Raw genomic sequence first — 23,254 nt, 5'->3', positions numbered from 1 at the left:
TAAGCCCTTGTAAAAACAAGGACTTATTTACATATTTAGCGGAAGATATGACAGTCAAATTTAAAAACTTATAGATCAATAAAATATTAAAATTTAATTTTTTACTGCTATTTTCACTAATTTTAATTTACTCCAATTAATAGGTACTTCTAATGAGTACTTCAAATAGTAGACTCCATCCATCAATTAACAGAAATAGCAACAGCTTTATTGGCAAGGAAATAGTGACTGGTGGAACCATAATCATACCCAGTGACATCAGAATCGAAGCAACTATGATATCAATCACTAAAAATGGTAATAAAATTACAAAACCTATTTGGAATGCAACTTTTAGCTCACTGAGCATAAATGCAGGTATAAGCTTAATTGGTGAAATGCTTGCACTATCTACAGGTAAAGGTGTTTTTGATAAGTCATAAATCAATTTGATATCAGATTGGTGAGTCTGAGTAATCATAAAAGTTTTTAGGGGTTCCCAAGCTTTAGTAAAAAAATCTTGTATTGTTAACTTATTTTCTAGATACGGCTGGAACGCAACTTGATTAATAACCTCAAATGTTGGTCCCATCACAATCATCACTAAAAAAAAGGACAGTAAAATTAGAACAATATTAGGTGGTGTTTGTTGTAAACCTAATGCTTGCCGCATAATTGATAACACGATTACATTTCGTACAAATGTAGTAGTAGCAACCAGAATTAAAGGAATTAAACTTAATAATGTTAGAGATATGAATGTTGATGTTGGGTTCATCATATTCATAATATCTGCTTGTTTAGACTCCACTGCTGCAAAGCAATCAACACTAATCAAGAAACCAAACAAAGTGATTAATACTTTACCAAATGATCTATTACTCATTAACACTTTGCCCATCACTAAAAATTTTACTATTAGGATTCTTTGATACATGAGTAACAGAAATATTCTGGTTAGATTCAACAATCACAAGATCATGATCATTTCTATCGATAATATATAATGTAACTTTAGGTGATAACTTAATCACTTGTGATTTCTCATCCGTCTTTGATTGCTGAGAAAATTTAGCAATAAGATTTTTCTTAAAGAATAACAATATGAGATAAGCTATTACTAATAATGTGACAGTAATGCCTAATGTATAGAACACATACCCAGATGAGATTAATTCATCTTGCTTAAAATTCATGTCAGATACTATTTATGGATTAAGTTGAGTAATTTGAAATCCAAGCATGTCATCCACAGCAACCAATTTTCCATAACCAAGAAGTCTATCTTTCAGATACAATTTTAGAGGTTCATCAACAAGTTGATCTAATTTGATGAGACTACCTTGCTTTAAATTTAATAATTCACCAACCGTGAGTTTGGCACTACCTACCTCGACAATTAATTCAACCTCAACTTGGTCAACAACAGAGAGTTTATCTTTAATTAAATTAGGAGAGTTTTTCCCAGCAACGTCAGTCAAGGTGGGGAGGTTAATTTCATTAATTTGAGTGGTCACTTTTTAGTCTCATGATTAGATGTTAATAAAATTGCTCGATGATTTTCTGATTGCCCTAATGAACAAAATGCTATTTTATTATCATTACAAAGAACATTAAATGGCTCAATAAGATGATGATTAGATTTAATAACATCACCAACTTGGATATCCATTAAATCTTGAATTGATAACTTATCCAAATTAAATTTTATAGATAAGTCGGCAATTTCCTCATGAACTGAATCAACAGTTATAAAATTATTTGAGATGTTTGCTCTATCAATATCCAACCGAGTATTCACAAAACTGGCATCCACTAATAGCTGAATTTTTTCATTCCCTAAATGAATATCAAAGACAATAGGAATTCCTAAAAAGCTTATATCATGAGCTTCAGTTAAGTGATGCCCAATATTATTTGATTCATCATTTTCTAGAATTTTAACTAAGAAATCTTTTTTAGCACTTTCTATAAGGAAAGAAGTTAAATTACCAGTTGGTATTTTTTGCTCAAGGCCTTTAAACAAAATTTTTGTCCAAAGCTCGTTATTGGTGTTTAAAAAACCTGCTTTTTGATTATGATCAAAACAAATCAAGCCAACATCTTTAATCAAAGTTTGATGGTATATTGAATATTCACTTAACTCGATAATTGCTTTATCATCTGAACTTAACCACTGTTCGCACCATTGTTTGGTCGATTCATAAATAACTTCTATAAGTTGGTTCTTTTCATTTTTTTTCAAAAAACCTATATCGTATTTCATTTACTAACCACCACGAGAAGAATTATAAAGCTGTTCTAGCATTTCATTTGCGACATTCATGACACGCGAACTCGCTTGATATCCTCTTTGAATAATTAAAATATTACCAAATTCTTGAGCTAGATCGATATTTGCTAACTCAATATATCCCCCTTGAATTTTGCCAAAGTAATCTGAATCAGGTTTACTATACTTAACCGTGATGTTCTCAGTTTTTTGGAAAAAGGCATTTTGATCTTGAATAAGTTTTGATTCATCAGAAAAATCGGCTAAGCCAACAGCCTGTGTCGTTTTTTTCTTTTGCCCATTATTATAACTTATTTCAAGAATACCATCAGCCCCGAAACTATAACCAACAATACCTGCACGAGTGCCTCCATCTGTTGCACTTGCTTGGATATTACTCGTTCCAACAGATACAACACTGATGCCACTGAGATCAAGTTTTAGACTTTGCTTGCCCTCATCAAAATTCAACTCAATATCCAAAGATTGATCTTGCACAGTCCCTGCTAGGGTAAAATTTATTACACCCGTATTGAGTGTTTTATTATTTGCATCAACTATTGTATAAGACCATTTACTTCCGACTGTTGTATTATTCGATTGTTTTTCAAAACTAATTGATAAATTTCGTAGTGACCCTGTCGCATCATAAACACCTACATTATTTAATTTATAAGGTGTTGTCTCTGCTGTACTGAGTGTTCCATTCATATCAAGAATCGTTGTCTGTGCAGGAGGAAGGGAAAGATAATTATTTATATTTATAGCCGTTAATTTCCCGCCATCAACCCCCATAACGTTATACATACCAGACTGATCAACAAGATTACCTTTCTCATCAAATTTAAACTGACCAGCACGTGTATAATATAATTCTTGTTTTGAGTCCTTTAATATAAAGTAACCTTTTCCATTTATATATAAGTCAGTTTGGTTACCAGTTTGTTTAGAATCACCATTTTTAGTTCTTGTTCCTGTACCTTCATAGCTTACCCCCAGCCCCATGCCATTATTACTTTCGACATCTTTCAAAAAACTATCTTTTCCCTTATAACCAGGTGTATTCATATTACTAATATTTTGAGAAACATTATTAAGCTGAGTAGAAAATGCAATTAAGCCACTTACGCCATTGAAATGTGCTTGAGTCATTTTTATTACCTTACAGTTTTAATTTGGGACATTTTTATATTGGTTAAAAAACTACCATCAGCCTGTTTTACATTGATTAATGAACCATCTTGAGAAAAATTCACAGCAGATACTGTACCTGTTATATTGCTACCACTATCTGTCACAATTTCTACTTGTTTTCCAATAATGCTAAGTGACTGTAAAGTCGCATTAATTGATACCAAATTACTAATATTTTCATTTGTAAGTCGGGCTTGTTCTAGATTGGTGAACTGAGCCATTTGGGCAAGAAATTCTCTATTATTAATTGGTTCAAGTGGATCTTGAAATGTTAATTCAGTCATAAAAAGTTTGATAAAATCATTTTGACTTAAATTACTACGACTGACCTCTCCAGTTGCAGAAGTTAAACTATTTCCAAGAGCCTCTATAGCCATACTTATCTCGTTAGATTTTGGACCAAATGATCTTTCCATTCATCCATATTCTATCAATACTACTAGGGAGTTGTCTTTGAATATTTTCTAGCAATTCAACATGATCTTCCTGAAAACTTCGGATAAATAACTCTGATTTTGTAATCAGAATATTTTTCTTAAAAAAGTGAGGTAACTCCCCTAAAATCTTCGTAGGCTCAATCAAAGCCTTATTATTTGAGCTAATCTCTACCCTAAAACCCTGTTGGTGAAAAAACTCTACGAATTGAATCGATTTTTCTACAATTTTCTTGTCTACCACTGGGTTCTCAATCACATCTTTTTGCATAGATAGAGAGCTTCTAGAGTATTCATTAGACGCCATTTGATGGGGCAATTTAAAACGACTGATTTCGTTTAAGTAAGATAAGTGATTTACAGCAGTACTTTTTAAATCATAACTTTCTTCATAATTTATCGTTTTTGCATTATTTTGATGTACATCTGTTTTCAAATATGTGTTCTTATCCATATCTATTTTGCTTATTGCTTTTTCTTTAATTGTATTTAAAAAACTGGGATCAAACAGACCATTTCCCTGCTCTTTTCTATTTTTGAATAACTCATCTTTACTGTCATAAACAGTTTTTGCGATATGATCTACGTTAGTACTGACCAAAACAATATACTCAATCTAAATGCTTATAAGATTCTACCAACTGAAATTCTCGAATAGCACGATTCAGGTGGTCAATTTTTCTTTTATGTATCACTAAAAGATTCATCTTATCATGCAATGATTCTGTTAGTTCATAACTCGTTTTTTTATTGCTTAAATATTCTTGATATTTTTTATTAATCGCAATAAAACTTTCATCATAAGTTCTATTATCAATAAAAAAACCAAAACTTCTTTGTAATTGAGCGACATTTTCTAACAGTAGTAAATATTCATTTTGACTTTTATGCATCAAGCGATCAGCCTCATGACATTTCACTTTTAAAGTGCTTATCTCATTTTGCATCATCATGTACTGTAATTGAAAAAAATTCACTACGGCTTGTTTCTTTACTAAGAAATTCATGTCCACAACATTTAACCCGCAGCGTTTATTTCATCTACAATATTTTTTGCGATAATCCATACACTATCTGTCGCTAACATTTCGTTTTCGAACTGGACTAACATCGCATCAATCTTAGGCTTATTTTTTATAACGCAGTCTAGCAAGATATTTTGACCAGATTGATAAGCACCCAACTGAATCATATCTGAGAATTCTTCATACAAAGCCAAATGCTTTTTGAGTTGAGCGATCACGTTCTTTTGCTCTTTTGTATGTAGAATACTTGAAAGTCGACTAATACTTTTTAGGACATTGATTGAAGGGAAATGTCCTTTATCAGCAAGTGAACGATCAAGCATGATATGTCCGTCTAAGATTGACCGCATATGGTCAGATATAGGCTCATTATAATCATCACCCTCTACAAGAATTGTATAAATAGAGGTAATCGCCCCCTGGCCTATCAGAGCTCCACCTCTTTCAATCAAAGGCGGCAACTGGGAAAACACAGAAGCCGGGTAACCTCTAAGACCTGTAGGCTCTGATGCAGCTAAACCAATTTCACGTTGTGCATACGCAAACCGTGTAATTGAGTCCATTACTAATAATACATTAAAGCCTTTTGCTCGATACCAATCCGCAACAACAGTTGCCGTATATGCAATAAATCTACGGAATACCGCTGGTTGTTCTGCTGTTGCAACATAAACAATGGATCTTTTTAGCCCCTCTTCACCCAAAACCCCAGAAATAAAATCGGTAACTTCACGCCCCCGTTCTCCAACTAATGCAACAATAATCACATCTGCAGTCGCATATTTGCATAGCATTCCCAATAAAGTACTTTTACCTACGCCACTACCAGCAAAAATTCCAATACGTTGCCCAATACCAATTGGAGTAAATAGGTCAATTGCCTTTATCCCAGTATTAAATTTTTGAGTAATCGGAATACGATGTAATGGATTGATGGGTATTAAATTTTTAGAAAGAAATTCTACAGACTCTGGCAACGGTTTTTCATCAATTGGATTTCCCAATGAATCAAATACTCGCCCTCTTAAATCTAAACTGACTGGAATTTGAATCGCTTTTGCTGAAGAGATAATTTTACAATCTAGGCTAAGCCCATGAATATCACCAAAAGGCATTAAGGTGAAAGAACACTCACTCACAGAGATGACTTCTGCAAACATATCAGCAGAAGTATCACGGCTAATGATAAGTACAATTTCTCCAATACTTACATTTAAGCCTGTTGCTTCAATACTGACACCACTAATCCCTTTAATTTTGCCACTTACCTGACTGAAGGACACAACTTCAAGTTTTTTTAAAATACTGGTTACAATACGATCAACATTACTCGTCATTTAATAACCGCCTAGCATTATTGATTTGTTGGCTGAAACCAATATCTATGACTGAATTATTGAGTTCTACGATAAGCTGCCCACTCACTAAGCTACTGTCTTTTTCTATGGATATTTTATAAGACTCCATATCTGCAATCACATTTTTAATCATATCGAAATCAGTTGAAGGAACTTTTAATAGAAACCCTTCATTTAGATTATGTTGATGAACTGCTTTTTTTATAATATCAACAATAAATTTTTCATGACCTGATAAACTAAACACCATTTTCTCTAAAATACTATCAATCACTTTTACAGAGATTTTCTCCATAGAAGCGTTCAACTCTTTTAAGTTCCGATCAAACTCAGCAATACAACTATTGAGCGTGTTTACTTTTGTTTTAAATTGATTTTCTAACAATAATAGCTGTTGATCATGGAGTTTTTTTAGTCTTAATTTCTCGCTCTCAATCGCTTTTTTATATTCTAATTCATAGCTTTGTTTCAGTTCAGCTAACTCTTGTACTCGGGAATTATTTTCCTGTTCTTGGACTTGAAATAAATTCTTAGATAAATCCATCTCATGGCTTGTAGGTTGGTTTCCCTGCTTATTGAGAGTCGGATTTTCAGCTGGAACTTGACCTAATGTAATCGTATTAACAGCTTTCTGTACTTGCTTTAATAAGACTGAAGGTTCCTTATTTCTTGTACTCATTTGCTACCTTTTCATTGAAATATGCATCTAAAGTGATTTGCATTTTAGGTGCTAGTGCAAAATCTTTAAGATGTTCCTTACAGTCAAGATACTCCTTAAAATATGATGGTTTTTTACTTAAAGAAATATCTGAAAAAAGTTTATTGCCAACAAGAACATACCAAAAAGGAGGTATTACTTCGGTTATTTTATCAAGAAGTATCGGTAATATATCTTGATGATCTAAATCGTCTAAAGTAGTCTCACCAAGTAAAGGTGAGTTTTGCTCAATACCCAAGGCTTTAATTTGAATCAATAACTCATCTAGCTTGTCTTGTTCACATTGAGATAAGTTCAATTTAATTTTTTCTTGATCAACTGGGCACAAACTATAAAATTTTAACACCCAAGCTCTTAAAGCATATTCATTTGGATTCATCTTTACCCAACCAATATTTCAAATTAACCAAGAGCTGTTCCCTTTCTTCATCAGATAATGCATCCTTCTCATTCTTCTCACGACTTGGTTCTTGACGAATAAATTTAATAATAAGAAATAGCAATATCAAAAATAAAGCTGAGAAAAGTACAATATTAAATGGGCTAAAAATGTTAGATGTAGAAACTTGTGTAGCATGATCATGGTCTAACACTTCAGTTTTCTGTGGTTGCGTTGGTGCAGGTACAATATTTTCAGGTTGAAGCATACTACTTACGAGAACAAGATTATCACCTCGTTTTTTATCAATCCCAAGACCAACTTCTAAAACTTGTTGGATGTTGAGTAATTGTATAGCACTTAATGTATTCGGAACGATTACTCCTACATTAATTTTACTTATTTTCCCTGTAGCATACTCAACTTCAGATGTTTCTTTCCCAATTGCATATTCGCTATCTCTAGAGTTATCACTCTGAGATGCCTTTGCATTTTCTATATTAGACGTATTAGAGGATGATTCTTTTTTACTTAATAATAAAATTCCTGCATCTGAAAGAATCGGTTTTTCACTGGTGACCTTTCTCTTATCAAAATTAACTTGAACATTTGCAGAAACACTCACTTTACTAATACTAAAAGACTGAAAAAGTATACTTCTTACTTTACTTTCTATTTTAGCTTCAATATCTTCTGATCGATTCAAAGCACTAGATTCACGGTTTAAATTATTGCTAACAATTTCTCCATGATCATTCAATAGCACAACACTCTTAGCATCTAGACCACTTACGGCTGATGCTACTAGGTTCTGAATACCTTCAATACTTTCTTTATTCAGTTGATAATTATTAATCGTTTCAATAACAACAGATGCTTTAGCAGTTGCTTTATCTATTTCATAGATTGTATCTCTTTCAGGAGTGAGATGCACACGAGCATATTTGACCCCATCCATTGTCATAATAGATCGAGCCAGTTCACCCTCTAATGCACGTTGGAAATTAATTTTTTGTGCAAAATCAGACATTCCATAATCAGTCTCATTGAATAATTCAAAACCAACTGTTTCAGGATTGCTTAAACCACCTTTATCTAAAGCAATTTTTGCTTCACCTAGTCTCTCTTCTTCAACCTCAACAATATTGTTTTTAATCGTATAAGGAATATTAGATGAGTCTAGTATGTTGATTACTTTCGCCTGAATCTCTTTATTTTCTTGTTGCAATAAAGGTGCATATGTTGGTTTTAAGAACCACCAACATGCGCCAATAAATCCAAGAATAATAAACCCAATCCCGCTTATAAAAAAAGCAGACTTTCTACCCCAAAAATTCATTCTTTCTCTTACTCAAACTAGTTGCTTAGATTTGCATACGTGTGATTTCTTGATAACTCTCAACTAGCTTATTTCTTACTTGAACAGCAAATTGAAATGACAGTTTTGCATTTTCCATGGAAACCATGACATCATGGACAGGTATATTTTCACCTGCTGCATATTGCATCACCTTTTCAGTTGCACTTTTATACATGGCATCATTACGATTAAGCATATCTAAAAAGCTAAGTTGTTTTGATTCTACAATTCCATTCAAAGGCTTGCCTAGCTTGGGCAATTGTGTAGTTGTATCAAAACTGATTGCATCTAGTGTGTACATTTAATCATTTTCCAATTTCATAGGCTTTGGCTGTCATATCTTTAATACTATTAAAAATACGAATATTTGCATCATATGCTCTACTTGCTGAAACCAAAGTAGCCATCTCCGTTGCAGTATTTACCTCAGGATAAAATACCATCCCATTGTTATCCGCTAATGGATGACTAGGCTCATAGATGCTTTTGGTCTTATAATTGGATACAGTATCTAGATATATACTGTTTTTTATATCATTTAAAAATGTCGGATGAGTTTTAACTTGTAGCACAGACGCTGCATTTTTATTTGGTAAGGCTACATTTGCGATAGCAATATTATAACTTGCCGCTTCAACTCTTGCTTTTTCATGTTTCAAGCCAAAGGCTATTACATCTTGAATGGATAAATTAGAAAGTTGCATTACAACTCTTTTCCTTGTATTGCTAATTGCATTAAGCCATAACTCCTATTTAACATTTCTGCGATTCCCTGATAACGACCACTTGCTGTTACGGCTTCAAATGTTTGTTCATCAAGTTTTATTTCGCTCTTAGGAATATGACTTTGATATCTATTCAGATCTATCTGATTATAAGTCAAGTTATGTAACGATACATCTTTCATTAATTGCTTATAATTAAAAAAGAGTCCTGAAGTACCTGATAAATTTATATTTGCTACATTCGTAGCAGCGACTTTAATCCGCATATCTTGTATGTTCATCGCATTTACTAGTGTATGGCTAATACTTGAAATATCATTCATTTTCATCTCCTACTGAATGACTAAATCAGCATTTAAGGCACCTGCGTCCTTGATTGCTTGAATAATAGTGATGATATCCCTTGTGCTTAGACGCATTTTTTGCAATGCTTGAACCAATCCAGATACTGTTGCCCCCTTTGGTAAAGAAACAAAATTTGCTGTATTTTCATTCACTTTTAAATCGGTTTGGGGAACAACTTCTGTAGAAATATTTGGATTATAATTACGTCCCACAAGCATTGGTTGAGAAACTAAATATTCGGTATCTACCTTAATATTTAAGTTGCCTTGTGAAATATTCACTTCACTGATTTTAACATTTGCACCAGCAACAATAGTTCCTGTTTTTTCATTGATCACGATTCTTGCAAGTTGATCAGGCTCAACTTCCAAACGCTCTATATTTGCAATCAAACTAGGAATTTGTGTGTAAGGTGTAATTGAAACCTCAATCTTGCCAGCATGTATTACTTTTACATTTGCCCCTTGTTTTGAAATAACCTGAGCAATTCGATTTGCTGTTGTATAATCAGGTTGATTCAAAACAAGTACCAATTTATCTTGCGAACTGGTATTTTCAATCGCTTTTTCTAAATATGCGCCTTTAGGAATTCGTCCAACAGTTGCATGATTCTTCTGTGATGCATTCCCATTCACTTCAAAAGAATACCCACCAACAACAAGAGGACCCTGCGCTAAAGCATATAACTTATTATCAGGTCCATATAGCGGCGTTAAAATTAAAGTTCCGCCCAATAAACTTCTTGCGTCACCAATTGATGACACTTCAACATCAAATTTATCACCTGTTTCACTATATGGAGGCATCTTCGCAGTAATCATGACCGCAGCAGTATTACGCGTATTTAAATCACGCTCATTAATATTTACATTAAAATGCTTTAATGTATTTACTAAGGCCTGCCTTGTTGTGCTATTTCGATCTGAATCACCACTACGTGCTAATCCAACAACTAAGCCATAACCGATCAAAGCATGTTCACGATCATCTTGTATGCGAACTAAATCTTTTAATCTAACCATATTACCTGTAGCAAAGGCATATGGATTAAAATAAAGTAGAGTAACCAGCCCAATCAATACTTTTTTCATATTATTCTTAACCAATGAAAAAGCTTGTAAAAAATACTGAGTTTTTGAGAGTCATCAGCGACCCCCTTACCATTAATTTGAATTTTTGCATCAGCTAAACGATAAGAATAAACTGTATTATCATAACTAATATCGTCAGGTCTTATAAGACCGCTTATTTGAATGAGCTGTTTATCATTATTGATCATTGCCTCTTGACTCCCCTCAACTTTTAAATATCCATTAGGGAGCTTTTCTTTAACTTGAACAGAAATAACTGTTTTTAATTGTCCTTGCCTTGATGTATTACCTTCACCACTTGCACCACCTTCGACACCTAAACCAGCATCTGCTTTAGCTGTTAAAGTACTCGCAGAAAATGACAAATTGGTTTTATTTTTCGCATTGGTTCCAACAGATGATTTTGCCGAAGTCGACTCAGCAACTAAAACAGTTAAAATATCACCAACACTCACTGCACGTCTGTCACTCGTTAAAGCCTGATAATTTTCTGTGTTTATTAAACTTGTTTGCGCCATAGCATGACTCGTTAATAAAACAGATAAAATCAAAATAATTTTATTAATCAATTTTAACAGTTCCTTTTTCAATCACCGTTGTTCGTACAAGTTGATGATTACTCGATAAACGTACATTTACTTTATCTAAATATTGCCCAAATTGCTGTGCAATACCCTCGGTCTGAATCGTAATACCCTCTGAAACTGCCAAAACATGCACATGCTGATCACGATAAACCCAAGGTGTCTTAGCCAAATGTTGTTTCAGAATAGGGGTATTTGCTTTCACAGATTGTATAAGCCATGCATCTTCATTAAATGGAGCAATAGCGAGTAGACTCTTACTTATCTTTTCTTTAACTATATCAATCTCTTGATATTCAAAAGAAGTCTGATTAAGAGGCTGATTACGTATCATATTTTGTTTATACACCCAAGCCATCATTTTGATTTCAGGTCTAAACCACAATACTTTCTTTCTAGAAATCCCTGTCAATTGCTCACAATCTACAACTTCAAACGCAACCCTAGGTTGATAAACAGATGTTTTCAGTGTTAACTGAGAATACAAACGATCTGAAGACTCAAATAAAGGAAATAACTTAGAAGACTGATCACTTTCTATATGCTCTGCGACTATCTGGTTTGCAGACTCGATGAGTTGTTCACCATTTAAACCTGCGCAAGCCTGCACATGACTACTCACAAATAACAGAACAAAGATAAAGAATCGTTTCAAACGCATATCAACGTCTTAAATTATTTATGGTTTCCATGATTTGATCTCCGGCTTGTAACACTCTTGCATTTAACTGATAAGCTCTTTGAGCCATAATTAAATTAGAAATTTCACTTACCAAATCTACATTCGACATTTCTAAATGACCTTGCAATACAATACCCATTCCATCAGTACGTAACTCACCCGATTCAGGCTCACCACTTGGTTGAGTTGCCGTATATAAACCATTCCCGATTTTCTTCAGTTGGCTATCATTTTCAAATCGAACCAGTTCAATTTTACCGAGTTCTAGCTCTTCACCTGTACCAATAATCTTACCAGTCAATGTACCATCAGCTGTTAATACCACCTTTTCAACATCAGGGGGAATTCGAACATCTGCGGTTAAAGTCTGCCCACTGGCCAAAGCAAGTTGCCCATCTGAGTTCACATGAAATTGACCAATGCGCGTATAAGCTAAGCTACCGTCTGCTTGCTCAATTTCAAAAAAACCCTGACCTTGGATTGCAAAATCATAAGGTTGGTTTGTAGTCTGAACATCACCATTTTTAAAATCGGTATAGGTCTGTTCTAATGAAACCCCTATTCCTTGTTCTGATATTCGGTTATTGCTATTGTTACTTGCAACAAGATTAGCAAATTGAGCATTTTCTTTTTTATAGCCCATCGTTTGCATATTTGAAATATTACTTGAAATCGTATCTAACCATTTTTGTTGAGCAAGTAACCCAGAATTTGCAATACTGATTGCATCAATCATTTCATTTCCCCAATTGGTTTATACCAGTATCCAATAAATTATCGTAAGTGTTTACTGCTCTCTGCAAACTTTCAATATGTCTAGACAATTCCATTATTTTAACCATATCTTGGCTCATAACAGCATTCGATTGTTCAAGTTTCCCTTGAAAAATCTGATATTCATTCTGATCAGATTGTTTGACACTCGAAGCTGAATATAATGCATTTCCTTCAGATTTAACATCACCATTTTCAGCATAAACAACTAAAATCTGATTTATTACTTGATCATTTTCAGGGTCATGAATAAAACCTTTCGAATCTACTTTCAATGCATCTAAATTCTTTTCTGAAATTATAATAGGCTTTGCTTCCTGACCTAAAATAGATAATCCTTGCCGTGTTAATAAATATCCATTTTTATCTATATGAAAATGCCCATCACGTGTTAAAGAAAAACCATCCTTTGTTGCAACAACAAACCAGCCTTTACCCGATAGTGCAAAATCTAAAGGTTTATTAGTCTCTATAAATGAACCATTATTATTATTTAAATATGAGGTAGTTTGTCTTTGAGCTAAATCTGAAAATGTTTTTTGTGCTGTGGGTGAAGAACTTAGCGTACTGAATACACTTTCACTTCGATAACCAACCGTATTTATATTGGCCGTATTCTGAGAAATTGTCTTTAATGCATTAAACTCTTGTTGAATTACGTTCGCCAATTGCATTATTGGATCGGTCATGCACTCATCTCCATTGGATGAAAATCAGGAACTGAGATAATGCCTGCTGATGAAATTTGAATAAACTGTCCTAACTCAGCAATCGACAACACCTCAACATGAGGAATAGCACGAGAAATCATTGCTCTCAGAGGACGTCGAATCGAAGGTGAACATAATAGAACAGGCTGGATATTATTTGCTAATTGCTTTTCAGTTTCCTGTACGATACTTCTTAGGAATTTATCAATATATTGAGGAGGTAGCATACTTTCATTATTTACTCTAACCATCGCCAACATATGACTCTCTAATTCAGGCGCAATCGTCATCACTTGTAATGAACCATCAAGACTAAGAAAACGCTCATAAATAATCGATCCCAAGCGTTCTCGCACTTTTTCTGCTAAATCTTCTGGAACCTTATTCACCCGCCCGACATCTACAAGTACTTCTAAAATCTTCTCAATATTTTTAATACTGATTTGTTCTTTTAGTAACAATTGTAGAACTCTTTGAATATCAGAATAAGTCAATACCGCAGGAATAAGCTCATCCAGTAATGACCCCATACTATCTTTATGTAATTGAATTAATTTTTCAGTTTCAGCCCGCGTTAAAAAATCACTCAGATAACGTTTAATATTCTCAGATAAGTGGGTCACAATCACGGTCTCAGGATCAACAATTGTGAATCCTAGTGCTCTCGCTTGTTGTTTTTGTGCTTCATCTATCCATAAAGCTGGTAAACCATAAGTTGGCTCTTTTGTCTCTTCTCCAGAAATACTATTCATAGCTGCATTACCAGAGTTAATTGCTAAAAACTTTAAATAATTAACACTTCCTCTTGCAACGACTGCACTATAAATCAATATCTGATAATGATTTTCTGGTAGTTTCTTATCCACACTAATCGATAGTTTTGGTAAAAAAATACCTAAATCAAGTGACAGTTGCTTTTGCAAACTATTGTATCGTTGATAAAGTGACTTAGATTCCCCTAGAACATAAGACTCTAAGTTTGAACTCACTTTTAATTCAAATGCAGCGGGTTTGAAATCATTGGATTTCTGCTGATCAACATTTTCATCTGCATCGATATCTGCTGAATCCTCACCTGCTAAGCCCTGATTCTTTTTATATTTTAACGAATACCATATTGCGGCTGCTAAGATTAGTAATAAAATTAAAATCGGTATAATGGGTAAACCCGGCAAAAACAACATGATGACTAAAGTAAAACCAACAATCATAATGGTTTGAGGATATGCAAAAAATTGATTGCCCAGTGCTTGTCCCAAACGTGTATCGGTAGCTGCTCGTGTAATAATAATACCCGCAGCAACTGAAATAATGAGAGATGGGATTTGGGTCACAATTCCATCACCTATGGTTAATAATGAATAGTGCTGTAATGCTTCAGCCCATCCCATACCACGTTGCAACATACCAATGGATAATCCACCGATAATATTAATGATAATAATGACAACACCAGCAATCGCATCACCCTTTACAAATTTTGATGCGCCATCCATCGCACCATAGAAATTAGACTCTTGTTCTAATTGATGACGACGATGTTTTGCTTCATCCGAATCAATCAACCCCATATTCAGATCAGCATCAATACTCATCTGCTTGCCGGGTAATGAATCTAAGGTAAAACGAGCAGCGACTTCTGCAACACGCTGAGCACCATTGGTAATGACAATATATTGAACGACAACAAGGATAAAGAAAATTACAAATCCAACAACGAGGTTTCCAGCCACCATGTAATGACCAACGGCAGCAATGACTTTGCCTGCATCAGCATGATCTAGAATCAAACGTGTTGATGAAATATTGAGTGCGAGACGAAATAAAGTTGTAATCAATAATAATGATGGAAAAGTTGAAAAGCTTAATGGTTTTTCTGTGTCTAATGCTAACAATAAAATCAGTAATGCAACTGCAAAGTTCGTCAATAATAGAAAATCAAGTAGCCATGTTGGAATGGGTGTAAATAGCACTAATAAAATGCCAATAACCCCGATCACCAAAGCTAGATTATAAAATTCAAATTTTAATTTCTTTTTATCAATCATCATTTACAGCTTCAACTTTGAGTTTGGTAATGCAATCACCCAACGATAAATATCCACCACATCATTATGCATTTCAGTCGGTATCGGCTGATTAATCACACTGTTTGCATAGATATATCGAGCCACAATTGGGCGATGTAGAATAGGTACTTGATTTTTACGTGCAACCCGCCTAATCATGTGCGCAAGCATACCTGTTCCAGTCGCTAAAACAATAGGTGTCTGCATTTTTTCTGGATGATAAACTAATGCAACGGCATAATGTGTCGGGTTAATAATCACTACATCCGCTTTCTTTACTTGAGCAATCGCTTTTACTTTTGTAAAAAACTCTTGCTGATTTTGTCGACGTTTCGATTTTAACTCTGGACTACCTTCTCGATTACGATATTCATCTTTGACCTCTTTATGGCTCATGCGCATTTGACGGGAAAATTCTCGTTTGGCATACCACATATCAAAGAGTGCAAAAACAGCCATGACTGCAAGCAAACTCAGCATTAAAGTAATCACAGATTGACTAAAGACTAAAGTAATCGTTTGAGGGGTTCTTGATAAATGGCTCATCAATTGTTGAATAATATAAAGAATAGCCAGATAAGTAATAACAAAAAAAAGGCAGCCTTTGATAATGACTCGAATAACTTCAACAAACATCCGTTTTGAAAAGATCTTTTTCAATCCTTTCACAGGATTTAATCGACTAAAATCGGGTTTTAATGCTATAAATGAAAAAACAAAACCACTGTAAAAAAGACTCACAGCGATTGCAGCAATAATCAGAATTAAAACCAGAGGAAAAATGGCAGTAAAGAGTTTAGATAGACTTTTACCCCCCATATAAGCCACATTTGCTAAGTTGTTCTGAATAAGCATATCGGCATGACTGAGCCACCATGCTGTTTGTTTCAGTGTTTCTAAAGCAATTTTTCCTGCAAACATGGCAAAACCAGCAATAAAGGTTGCAATCACAACGAAGGATAATAAATCCATACTTTTTGCGACATTTCCTTTTTTTCGGGCTTGTTCTAATTTATAAGGTGTTGCCTGTTCAGATTTTTCTTGTTGATCATCCATCATTATCCTCCAGTCACTTAAAATAAGATCAGCTTTAAAGGCTGTTCAAAGAGTCTAGGGACATTTTGGACAATCATTGGCATTGTAAACATCAGTAAAAGTAAACCCACAACGAATTTGACGGGCAATGCCAAGAAATAAATATTTGCTTGCGGCATAGAACGGGACATGACTGCAAAAGCGATATCCACCAACCATACGCCGAGTATGACGGGAAGTAAGATAATAAAAGCAAAAATAAATTGTGTGCCCATCACACTCATTAATTTTTTTATATTTAAGAGATGAAAATCAAATGCACCTAGTGGCACTATTTTAAAAAGAGCGACTAAACCGCGCAACAAGGTATGATGTAAATTCAGTATAAAAAACAGGACCCCAGCAAGTGCAATTAACAGTTCAGAAACAACACCATTTAAATGACTAGAAGATGGATCAAATATACCTGCTGTGTTAATCCCTATTTGTAAATCTAAAAGTTTTCCAACCAAATCCAAGCTTGCAAATGCAGTATGAAAACTAAAAGCAATGACGATGCCTAGTAAAAATTCACTCATGATGAGCGAAGGCGTTAAAACTTTTACTGTGGTTGGAACTAAACCTGCCAGTATGATTGAAATTGAAAGCACAATAATCAATCGAAACAGTAGTGGTGCTTTACTAAAAATATTTAAAGGCATCACCACAAAAATAGGAAGCAAGCGTAATGATAATAATAAGATCGTTGTAAATTCTAAAAAACCAAACATAATGATTTAAAAATTAGCTGCTTTTAGAAACATTTCTATCGCAAATGAACGCAAGTGATTAATCATCCAACTCCCAAGAACTAGCAAAACAATGACTGACACAATTAACTTCGGAATAAAGGTGAGTGTCATTTCTTGAATTTGCGTAGCAACCTGCAAAATACTCACAATCAGCCCGACAATCATAATGACCAAAAGCACAGGTGCAGCAACCAGTGCTGTCGTTAATAATGTTTCTTTTAATAAATATAAGAGTTGGTCTTGATTCATTGCGCGTGCTCCAAACTGCGCACAGTTTAGCGGAATCATTCCAACAAACCTATATATTTTAATGAATATTGTTTCTTCTCAAATGCATATATTTAACTTATGCTATTGCGATAAAAATGCAGGCATTCTTTTGTGTTATGACAACAACTATTTCACCAGAATCTACAAGCCAACTTCAAAGATGGCTTAGTTTTTTAGAACAAGATCCTAAAAATACACATTTAATTTCTTCTATTCTTGAATTGGCATTAGATACTAATCAAGTTGACGTGCTCAACCAAATGATCGCCCATCTACAAACACAAGAGATCGATGAACCCCAATTAAATCGTCTCGCAAGCTTGGTTTGTTTACAACTCGGTAAAATTCAAGAAGCTGTGAGTTTTGGTGAAAATGTACTAGGTACTGAGTTTGAAAATGCGACTGTACTGCACAACCTTGCCTATGCTCAACTCTATTTAGGCGATTACAAAAAAGCGCAAAGTCTTTTACAGCCTTTAATCGAATTTTCGAGTGCTTTAGATGCCAATACCTATGTACTCTACGCAAGAATTATGCATCATTTGGAATGCCCAGAAGATGCAATACACGCGCTTGAAAAAGCCATTGCGTTAAACCCATCCCATGCAGAAGCACTAGGTAATCTTGCTTTATTGCAATATGAAACCGATCATAATCTTTCTGATTATGCCAATGCAAAAGCCACAGCGCTTAAAGCAATCAACATTCAACCCTATCAACTTGAAGCACTATTGGCACTGGCTGAAATTCAATTGAATGCCCGTAACATCACCGATGCTAGAAATAACTTCAATTTGATTTTAGAACATCATCCGCAATCAGGGCGTGCATGGTCTGGTTTAGGTCAGCTTGAGTTTTATGAGACCAACATTGATCAAGCTGAAAAGTATTTACTCACAGCTGTTGAATATATGAAAGATCATGTCGGGACATGGCAAGTACTTGGCTGGTGTTATGTGCTTCAAAATAATTTTGAAAAAGCAGCTTGGGCATTTGATATCGCTCTCTCACTCAATACTGAGTTTGCAGATAGTTATGGTGGTTTAGCAGTTGTTGCAGCGATGCGTCAAGATGACAATGCAGCCAAGCAACGCATTCAACAGGCATTTGAGCTTGATGCGCATAGTATGGCAGCCACTTTTGCTGAGTATATTTTATTGAATAATTCTGGATCACCTGAAGCAGCTCAACAAAAAATGAACAGTATCTTAATCAGAAAGGCACCAAGTAGTGACCAATCAGGACAAAGTCTTGTCAATGCATGGTTCGCTCAGCATCCCGATTTCCAAAAATATTTAAATTAAGAAGACCATCATGAAAGAATTTTTATCCCCATTTGATGCCGATGAGACTTTAAAGCTTGCGATTCATGCCAGTGAGCATGGTGATACGCATTCTGCGATTCGTTATCTCACTGAGTTATTGAATGTACAACCTGAGCATGGGGCTGCTTGTTATTTTTTAGCGATGCAGTATGCTGAAATTGGTTTATTTGAGCGTGCCATTACCACCTTACAACATGCGATTGAGATTAACCCAACCTTTGATATTGCTCAATTCCAACTTGGGCTTTTACATTTACAAATGCAACAGACCTTTCAAGCAGAACAACTTTTTAGCAGTTTATCTCTAAGCTCACACGACCCTGCACTTACAGCCTTCTCTTTGGGCTATTTGTCTTTATTTAAAGAACAAAGTAGTGATGCTATTCATCATTTTCAGGAAGGTATTGTTGTTTGCTCTAATGAAGCACTCAATAATGATATTAAACGTGTCATCACTCAAATTGAGAATGCAGTGATCAACTCATCTTTAGCCGTGCCAACAAGTACAACAGAGACCACTCAACCGAATCCTACTGTTCAAGCTCCAACTAAGACTGTTAATACAACCGAACAGAAAAAGTTAACAGGTTTCTTAGGTGCGTATTTAGACACGATTGATGAGGAGAATGGTCCTCATTAATTATGATGAATCATCCAAAGAAGAAGTAGATTTTACTTCTTCTTTACTGTTAAAAGTCCATCAACCAAGCGATTGATTTTAATTTTATTTTCTTGGTATTTGGTTGTATCTAGACTACCACGATAGACATGGTATTCAGAGAGTCCGATTCTTTGACCCGATCGGTTATACAGTTTTAAAGTGGCATCACGGATAAAGAATCCTGAATCATAATCTTCAGTCGCATCATAGTTCAGTACAAAATCACAACTGCCAGGTTTATATGGGAAATTAAAAGCTTGTGTTTGTATACGATAGCTTTCTACACGATTAATCAACATTTCCTGAAAACGATCAATTTTAACTTTAGGATTATTTTCAATACAAATAGATTTAATCAAAGGTCGATAATCCCGGTGAATCGGGTCTGCTTGCCACTGCCATGAGCTACATGCTGAGCAAAGTACCCCACCCAACAACGGTAGAATTAATTTCTTATTTTTCATATACAAAAGTGGCATATTTAAAGACAGCAGAATTATAACGTGATGAACGATCAATTCAAGCATTTAACTTATCTCACTCCACCGAATACTAGTAGAGTGAGACAAACTGGTTTATGAGTGAGTTAAACAAATCTCTGTTAAAATCATATCATCAACCAATTTGGCATTGTGTTCTACATGATTTGCCCCCTTTCAGTTAGACTAAATGTGTCTTTCTGGGTGCAGTTCAACAGCGGTGGAACGAAGCAATCTTTGCGATATGTGGACTAGAAAAAAACAGGTAACCAATCCACAATTGTGCAAGTCATAAAATAGGGATGTTGATTATCTTTAAATTTATAACGACTGCGTACCATTAGATTGAATTGTTATTTTTAAGGGCCGGACAAATTTAACATAAGCAAATTTAATATAGCAACCAAATACTTTTATAAATCATAAACAAACCAGTTTGGCGTTCCACCGTACAACGGTGGAACGAGGCAAATTTAACCTTGATCTTCAACCAGCACTCCTTCATGAATCATTTTTTCTTTTACCAATTTATATATATCATTGTCTTCAATTGTTAAGGCCATATTTTCAGCTCTATTAAATATTATAAACCTGTCATTAACAATTAATAATTTTATATTAAACCCAACCAACTGCAAACGTTCATTTAATTCAACTGCCTTCCTCTCATCAAATTTACCCAAATTAATTTCTCTTACTCCTTTATAATGAGAATATAAATCAGTTATAGATAAATTTGAAAAGGTAGATACATTATTCTTCAGTTTTAGAGCATCTTTAGATGTGAAACCAACCTCATCAAATTCTATTAGAATTTCAATCAATGTAGGTAGTCGTTTCAAACACCAAGAAGGTTCGGAACCATTCCATAAATATGAAAATTTGTTAATATCTTTTGAAGCCAAAACTTATACCACCATTAACATAAATAAGTCATAAAAAATAATTAATCTAAAGACTTACGTGGAATCCAAATACTTGGAGTCCTGTCAGAGAAAATTAAACCTCGTCCACCACTCAAATCGCGACCACCACCAAATTTCACTACGACATCTCGACCAACAGGAATAATTAATGAGCTTCTCTGGGGTGAACCAATACTTTGTAAATATTCTAATACTGCTAGATCAGCATCACTAGCAAAACGAGCACCATCTTTACCATTAATTCCAGGATGACTATGGCTAATCACCATTCTATCAGCTTCCATTGGAAAACGTACACTTCCATTGTCTCCTGAATGTAAGAAATACTGTCCACCCCCTCCATTTTTTCCATTCCCTAGTTTGTAAGTAACAGCGAACTCAACGCCATGTTTTGCAGTCAAATTTTCGATTTCTATAACAGATGGTCTATTCATAATAGGAACACCAACCGTACCAGGTAATTCCTCACCTATTTTCATACCATACAATAATTTATGCACAGGACTTTTAAGGCTTGGAGTATTAATAATTAACTCACTCTTAGTTGCAAATCCTACTCCCCCCCCTACAGCAGTAATTGCGAAATTAGGCAAAGACTCTGCAAACGCATCGTAATCATTTCGAGCTAAGGCTCTGAATGGATTTAAAACACCATCTACAGCCCCAACTGCAACATTCTGAACAATAGTTTTACCTGTAGAGTATATACCCTGTGATTCTAATGACTGGAAAAACCAGCTCTCTGGTTTTGCATGAGGATTCACTCGCTTTGCAAATACATCAAATGTAGTGTAAGCAGCTTCACGTGCCAGTCCAATCATTCCATGTCCAAGTGTTCTTGTACCATTTACAAATGGTTGGATATGATAATCTCGATAGAAGGCTTCTAATTTATTTAAAGGACGAAGTTCTGCTCTCGTTTGTGACATTCTACTTTGCTGAATGTTATCCAATGCCACACTCATATTAAAACCACGGACACCACCAAGAGCATAAGTGATATCTGTTGGTTTGCATTCTATTACCTGTTGCTCTGCTGTAACTGAAATTGCAGGTAACGTTACTGTATCTGAACGATAAGCTTCACCACCACTCATTAAAACTCTAGAACGTTCGGCTGCATTATTTGGTAAATAGTCAGAAACTACGTCACTAACATAATCGACTCCTGCATCCCACCATCCCTTAACCTTACCAACTGCATCATCTACACTCATTGCATAAAACGGTGCTGTCTTTGAATATTTTTCCATGCGACGAAGAAATGCTTCCATTTCTAACCAATCTGACGCTTTATCCCCAAACTGTGTCCCGACAGTATTCGCTATTGCTGCCATCGAAACATTCAAGTAGTCTGGTCTTGCACCGCCAAACCATTTATCCTCTATCGTTGCGGCTGCATTCGCACTCACTAATGAATAGGCATATGGACTAGCTGTTTTTCCTAAAGCATTAAATGCCCCAGATTTACCTAAACTTGCCCCTGCCATTGAACCCACAACAGAAGAACCTAATGCTGCCCAACTAAAGCTTTGGTTATTACCAAATACCTGATTGGCAATATAACTTGAACCATAACTCACAGCACCAGCATAAGCACCAACAGCTAAGGTTTGCCCCCAACGTAAGCCTTCTTTTCCAGCATTTACCGCATTTATTGCATTATTTGCTGTTTGAGCCCAACTATAACCTTTCGAAGCGAGTTGCCCGATTCCTGCACCTACACCCGCAGTTAAACCTGCCGTTAAAGCTGAAACTCCAACTTGTGACCATGAAAAATGATCAACAACTCCCATGGCTTTACCAGCGAGTTGAGATACTGCACTACCTACGGCTGCTCCAACCATAGCAGCGCCAATTGCTGAACCAACTGTCAGAGTTGTACCTGCAACAAGCCCTGTCGTCCCAAGTAACGCTGCACTTCCTATTGTAAACGCTGAACCACTAGCAATAGCTGCACCTGCCGCTGTTGCTGCTGCTCCAACAGTCCCTCCTCCAGCTAAAACACCAAATGCCGCTGCGCCAGCTCCAGCCGTATAAATTGTCACAACCACCGCCACAATAATCA

At 35.1% G+C, this 23,254-nt stretch carries 28 protein-coding genes and 1 pseudogene; 2 read left to right on the top strand and 27 right to left on the bottom strand.

Going from position 1 to position 23,254, the window contains the following annotated elements:
• Positions 1–136: 136 nt before the first annotated feature.
• The 24 genes from fliP to fliQ are packed head-to-tail and all read right to left on the bottom strand — an operon-like array spanning position 137 to position 17,813.
• Positions 137–865, bottom strand: a complete 729-nt coding sequence (gene fliP, locus AAV96_RS02735) for a flagellar type III secretion system pore protein FliP (protein WP_046738232.1) — start codon at positions 863–865, stop codon at positions 137–139.
• Entirely contained in the window at positions 858–1,175 is a 318-nt protein-coding gene (locus AAV96_RS02730; protein ID WP_046738231.1) for a hypothetical protein, read from the bottom strand. Before AAV96_RS02730 ends, fliP begins: the two co-directional genes overlap by 8 nt.
• 12 nt (positions 1,176–1,187) lie before the next feature.
• Positions 1,188–1,496, bottom strand: a complete 309-nt coding sequence (locus AAV96_RS02725; RefSeq protein ID WP_046738230.1) for a FliM/FliN family flagellar motor switch protein — start codon at positions 1,494–1,496, stop codon at positions 1,188–1,190.
• A complete protein-coding gene (locus AAV96_RS02720) occupies positions 1,493–2,245 on the bottom strand; it encodes a FliM/FliN family flagellar motor C-terminal domain-containing protein (protein WP_046738229.1) in 753 nt (250 codons plus the stop codon). Before AAV96_RS02720 ends, AAV96_RS02725 begins: the two co-directional genes overlap by 4 nt.
• A 3-nt stretch (positions 2,246–2,248) precedes the next feature.
• Positions 2,249–3,403, bottom strand: coding sequence for a flagellar hook-basal body complex protein (locus AAV96_RS02715; RefSeq protein WP_046738228.1), 1,155 nt, complete (start codon positions 3,401–3,403; stop codon positions 2,249–2,251).
• Between the two features lie 5 nt (positions 3,404–3,408).
• A complete protein-coding gene (locus AAV96_RS02710; protein ID WP_046738227.1) occupies positions 3,409–3,822 on the bottom strand; it encodes a flagellar hook capping FlgD N-terminal domain-containing protein in 414 nt (137 codons plus the stop codon).
• Between the two features lie 10 nt (positions 3,823–3,832).
• On the bottom strand, positions 3,833–4,480 hold the full coding sequence (locus tag AAV96_RS02705) for a hypothetical protein (RefSeq protein WP_046738226.1): 648 nt from the start codon (positions 4,478–4,480) through the stop codon (positions 3,833–3,835).
• Positions 4,481–4,490: 10 nt separating this feature from the next.
• Positions 4,491–4,886, bottom strand: coding sequence for a hypothetical protein (locus AAV96_RS02700; protein ID WP_046738225.1), 396 nt, complete (start codon positions 4,884–4,886; stop codon positions 4,491–4,493).
• An 11-nt stretch (positions 4,887–4,897) separates the two neighbouring features.
• Positions 4,898–6,241, bottom strand: coding sequence for a FliI/YscN family ATPase (locus AAV96_RS02695; protein ID WP_046738224.1), 1,344 nt, complete (start codon positions 6,239–6,241; stop codon positions 4,898–4,900).
• Positions 6,231–6,941 (bottom strand): FliH/SctL family protein, encoded by a 711-nt coding sequence (locus AAV96_RS02690; protein ID WP_046738223.1) that lies wholly within the window; start codon positions 6,939–6,941, stop codon positions 6,231–6,233. Before AAV96_RS02690 ends, AAV96_RS02695 begins: the two co-directional genes overlap by 11 nt.
• Entirely contained in the window at positions 6,925–7,359 is a 435-nt protein-coding gene (locus AAV96_RS02685) for a hypothetical protein (protein WP_046738222.1), read from the bottom strand. The genes AAV96_RS02690 and AAV96_RS02685 overlap by 17 nt, the downstream gene beginning before the upstream one ends.
• A complete protein-coding gene (gene fliF, locus AAV96_RS02680) occupies positions 7,346–8,698 on the bottom strand; it encodes a flagellar basal-body MS-ring/collar protein FliF (protein WP_046738221.1) in 1,353 nt (450 codons plus the stop codon). Before fliF ends, AAV96_RS02685 begins: the two co-directional genes overlap by 14 nt.
• Positions 8,699–8,723: 25 nt before the next feature.
• Entirely contained in the window at positions 8,724–9,020 is a 297-nt protein-coding gene (fliE, locus tag AAV96_RS02675; RefSeq protein WP_046738220.1) for a flagellar hook-basal body complex protein FliE, read from the bottom strand.
• A gap of 4 nt (positions 9,021–9,024) precedes the next feature.
• Entirely contained in the window at positions 9,025–9,423 is a 399-nt protein-coding gene (locus AAV96_RS02670; protein WP_046738219.1) for a flagellar basal body rod C-terminal domain-containing protein, read from the bottom strand.
• On the bottom strand, positions 9,423–9,767 hold the full coding sequence (locus tag AAV96_RS02665; protein WP_046738218.1) for a hypothetical protein: 345 nt from the start codon (positions 9,765–9,767) through the stop codon (positions 9,423–9,425). The genes AAV96_RS02670 and AAV96_RS02665 overlap by 1 nt, the downstream gene beginning before the upstream one ends.
• A gap of 9 nt (positions 9,768–9,776) precedes the next feature.
• A complete protein-coding gene (locus AAV96_RS02660) occupies positions 9,777–10,880 on the bottom strand; it encodes a flagellar basal body P-ring protein FlgI (protein WP_046738217.1) in 1,104 nt (367 codons plus the stop codon).
• On the bottom strand, positions 10,877–11,449 hold the full coding sequence (locus AAV96_RS02655) for a flagellar basal body L-ring protein FlgH (protein WP_052750586.1): 573 nt from the start codon (positions 11,447–11,449) through the stop codon (positions 10,877–10,879). The genes AAV96_RS02660 and AAV96_RS02655 overlap by 4 nt, the downstream gene beginning before the upstream one ends.
• The gene (gene flgA, locus AAV96_RS02650) at positions 11,442–12,125 is read right to left on the bottom strand and encodes a flagellar basal body P-ring formation chaperone FlgA (RefSeq protein ID WP_046738216.1); all 684 of its coding nucleotides are present in this window, start codon (positions 12,123–12,125) and stop codon (positions 11,442–11,444) included. The genes AAV96_RS02655 and flgA overlap by 8 nt, the downstream gene beginning before the upstream one ends.
• Position 12,126: 1 nt before the next feature.
• Complete coding sequence (locus AAV96_RS02645) at positions 12,127–12,882, bottom strand: flagellar hook-basal body protein (RefSeq protein ID WP_046738215.1); 756 nt, start codon at positions 12,880–12,882, stop codon at positions 12,127–12,129.
• 1 nt (position 12,883) lies between these two features.
• Positions 12,884–13,609, bottom strand: a complete 726-nt coding sequence (locus AAV96_RS02640; RefSeq protein WP_046738214.1) for a flagellar hook-basal body complex protein — start codon at positions 13,607–13,609, stop codon at positions 12,884–12,886.
• The gene (locus AAV96_RS02635) at positions 13,606–15,681 is read right to left on the bottom strand and encodes a flagellar biosynthesis protein FlhA (RefSeq protein ID WP_264673815.1); all 2,076 of its coding nucleotides are present in this window, start codon (positions 15,679–15,681) and stop codon (positions 13,606–13,608) included. Before AAV96_RS02635 ends, AAV96_RS02640 begins: the two co-directional genes overlap by 4 nt.
• A complete protein-coding gene (locus AAV96_RS02630) occupies positions 15,682–16,755 on the bottom strand; it encodes a flagellar biosynthesis protein FlhB (RefSeq protein WP_046738213.1) in 1,074 nt (357 codons plus the stop codon).
• 17 nt (positions 16,756–16,772) lie between these two features.
• Complete coding sequence (locus AAV96_RS02625; RefSeq protein ID WP_046738212.1) at positions 16,773–17,504, bottom strand: flagellar biosynthetic protein FliR; 732 nt, start codon at positions 17,502–17,504, stop codon at positions 16,773–16,775.
• Between the two features lie 6 nt (positions 17,505–17,510).
• A complete protein-coding gene (gene fliQ / locus AAV96_RS02620) occupies positions 17,511–17,813 on the bottom strand; it encodes a flagellar biosynthesis protein FliQ (protein ID WP_413772439.1) in 303 nt (100 codons plus the stop codon).
• 98 nt (positions 17,814–17,911) lie between these two features.
• Between fliQ and AAV96_RS02615 the strand changes: the two genes are divergently transcribed.
• Together AAV96_RS02615 and AAV96_RS02610 are read left to right on the top strand one after the other, a co-directional pair.
• Positions 17,912–19,099 (top strand): tetratricopeptide repeat protein, encoded by a 1,188-nt coding sequence (locus AAV96_RS02615; protein ID WP_046738234.1) that lies wholly within the window; start codon positions 17,912–17,914, stop codon positions 19,097–19,099.
• Between the two features lie 10 nt (positions 19,100–19,109).
• On the top strand, positions 19,110–19,760 hold the full coding sequence (locus tag AAV96_RS02610; protein WP_046738211.1) for a tetratricopeptide repeat protein: 651 nt from the start codon (positions 19,110–19,112) through the stop codon (positions 19,758–19,760).
• Between the two features lie 32 nt (positions 19,761–19,792).
• On the opposite strand, the gene AAV96_RS02605 is transcribed toward AAV96_RS02610, so the two are convergent.
• The 3 genes and pseudogenes from AAV96_RS02605 to AAV96_RS02595 all read right to left on the bottom strand — a co-directional run.
• A complete protein-coding gene (locus AAV96_RS02605) occupies positions 19,793–20,245 on the bottom strand; it encodes an Sbal_3080 family lipoprotein (RefSeq protein ID WP_046738233.1) in 453 nt (150 codons plus the stop codon).
• 488 nt (positions 20,246–20,733) lie between these two features.
• Positions 20,734–21,165, bottom strand: a complete 432-nt coding sequence (locus AAV96_RS02600; protein ID WP_046738210.1) for a hypothetical protein — start codon at positions 21,163–21,165, stop codon at positions 20,734–20,736.
• 41 nt (positions 21,166–21,206) lie between these two features.
• Positions 21,207–23,254 (bottom strand): annotated as a pseudogene (locus tag AAV96_RS02595) (hypothetical protein); the annotation flags it as partial.

The organism is Acinetobacter sp. AG1, assembly GCF_001005525.1.
GTDB classification, from domain to species: Bacteria; Pseudomonadota; Gammaproteobacteria; order Pseudomonadales; family Moraxellaceae; genus Acinetobacter; species Acinetobacter modestus.
Note: the sequence above shows the minus strand (reverse complement) of the source record. Positions and strands in the feature narration are given on the sequence as shown.

What these genes read in the sequence shown, in the direction of transcription:
- AAV96_RS02640 (WP_046738214.1), bottom strand. Translation starts at nt 13,609, where the DNA reads ATGACCGATCCAATAATGCAATTGGCGAACGTAATTCAACAAGAGTTT.
- AAV96_RS02685 (WP_046738222.1), bottom strand. Translation starts at nt 7,359, where the DNA reads ATGAATCCAAATGAATATGCTTTAAGAGCTTGGGTGTTAAAATTTTAT.
- AAV96_RS02645 (WP_046738215.1), bottom strand. Translation starts at nt 12,882, where the DNA reads ATGATTGATGCAATCAGTATTGCAAATTCTGGGTTACTTGCTCAACAA.
- fliQ (WP_413772439.1), bottom strand. Translation starts at nt 17,813, where the DNA reads ATGATTCCGCTAAACTGTGCGCAGTTTGGAGCACGCGCAATGAATCAA.
- AAV96_RS02635 (WP_264673815.1), bottom strand. Translation starts at nt 15,681, where the DNA reads ATGATGATTGATAAAAAGAAATTAAAATTTGAATTTTATAATCTAGCT.
- AAV96_RS02710 (WP_046738227.1), bottom strand. Translation starts at nt 3,822, where the DNA reads ATGGCTATAGAGGCTCTTGGAAATAGTTTAACTTCTGCAACTGGAGAG.
- fliE (WP_046738220.1), bottom strand. Translation starts at nt 9,020, where the DNA reads ATGTACACACTAGATGCAATCAGTTTTGATACAACTACACAATTGCCC.
- AAV96_RS02660 (WP_046738217.1), bottom strand. Translation starts at nt 10,880, where the DNA reads ATGAAAAAAGTATTGATTGGGCTGGTTACTCTACTTTATTTTAATCCA.
- fliF (WP_046738221.1), bottom strand. Translation starts at nt 8,698, where the DNA reads ATGAATTTTTGGGGTAGAAAGTCTGCTTTTTTTATAAGCGGGATTGGG.
- AAV96_RS02630 (WP_046738213.1), bottom strand. Translation starts at nt 16,755, where the DNA reads ATGGATGATCAACAAGAAAAATCTGAACAGGCAACACCTTATAAATTA.
- AAV96_RS02670 (WP_046738219.1), bottom strand. Translation starts at nt 9,423, where the DNA reads ATGCAACTTTCTAATTTATCCATTCAAGATGTAATAGCCTTTGGCTTG.
- AAV96_RS02610 (WP_046738211.1), top strand. Translation starts at nt 19,110, where the DNA reads ATGAAAGAATTTTTATCCCCATTTGATGCCGATGAGACTTTAAAGCTT.
- AAV96_RS02625 (WP_046738212.1), bottom strand. Translation starts at nt 17,504, where the DNA reads ATGTTTGGTTTTTTAGAATTTACAACGATCTTATTATTATCATTACGC.
- AAV96_RS02665 (WP_046738218.1), bottom strand. Translation starts at nt 9,767, where the DNA reads ATGAATGATATTTCAAGTATTAGCCATACACTAGTAAATGCGATGAAC.
- AAV96_RS02720 (WP_046738229.1), bottom strand. Translation starts at nt 2,245, where the DNA reads ATGAAATACGATATAGGTTTTTTGAAAAAAAATGAAAAGAACCAACTT.
- flgA (WP_046738216.1), bottom strand. Translation starts at nt 12,125, where the DNA reads ATGCGTTTGAAACGATTCTTTATCTTTGTTCTGTTATTTGTGAGTAGT.
- AAV96_RS02700 (WP_046738225.1), bottom strand. Translation starts at nt 4,886, where the DNA reads ATGAATTTCTTAGTAAAGAAACAAGCCGTAGTGAATTTTTTTCAATTA.
- AAV96_RS02605 (WP_046738233.1), bottom strand. Translation starts at nt 20,245, where the DNA reads ATGAAAAATAAGAAATTAATTCTACCGTTGTTGGGTGGGGTACTTTGC.
- AAV96_RS02690 (WP_046738223.1), bottom strand. Translation starts at nt 6,941, where the DNA reads ATGAGTACAAGAAATAAGGAACCTTCAGTCTTATTAAAGCAAGTACAG.
- AAV96_RS02715 (WP_046738228.1), bottom strand. Translation starts at nt 3,403, where the DNA reads ATGACTCAAGCACATTTCAATGGCGTAAGTGGCTTAATTGCATTTTCT.
- AAV96_RS02695 (WP_046738224.1), bottom strand. Translation starts at nt 6,241, where the DNA reads ATGACGAGTAATGTTGATCGTATTGTAACCAGTATTTTAAAAAAACTT.
- fliP (WP_046738232.1), bottom strand. Translation starts at nt 865, where the DNA reads ATGAGTAATAGATCATTTGGTAAAGTATTAATCACTTTGTTTGGTTTC.
- AAV96_RS02615 (WP_046738234.1), top strand. Translation starts at nt 17,912, where the DNA reads ATGACAACAACTATTTCACCAGAATCTACAAGCCAACTTCAAAGATGG.
- AAV96_RS02730 (WP_046738231.1), bottom strand. Translation starts at nt 1,175, where the DNA reads ATGAATTTTAAGCAAGATGAATTAATCTCATCTGGGTATGTGTTCTAT.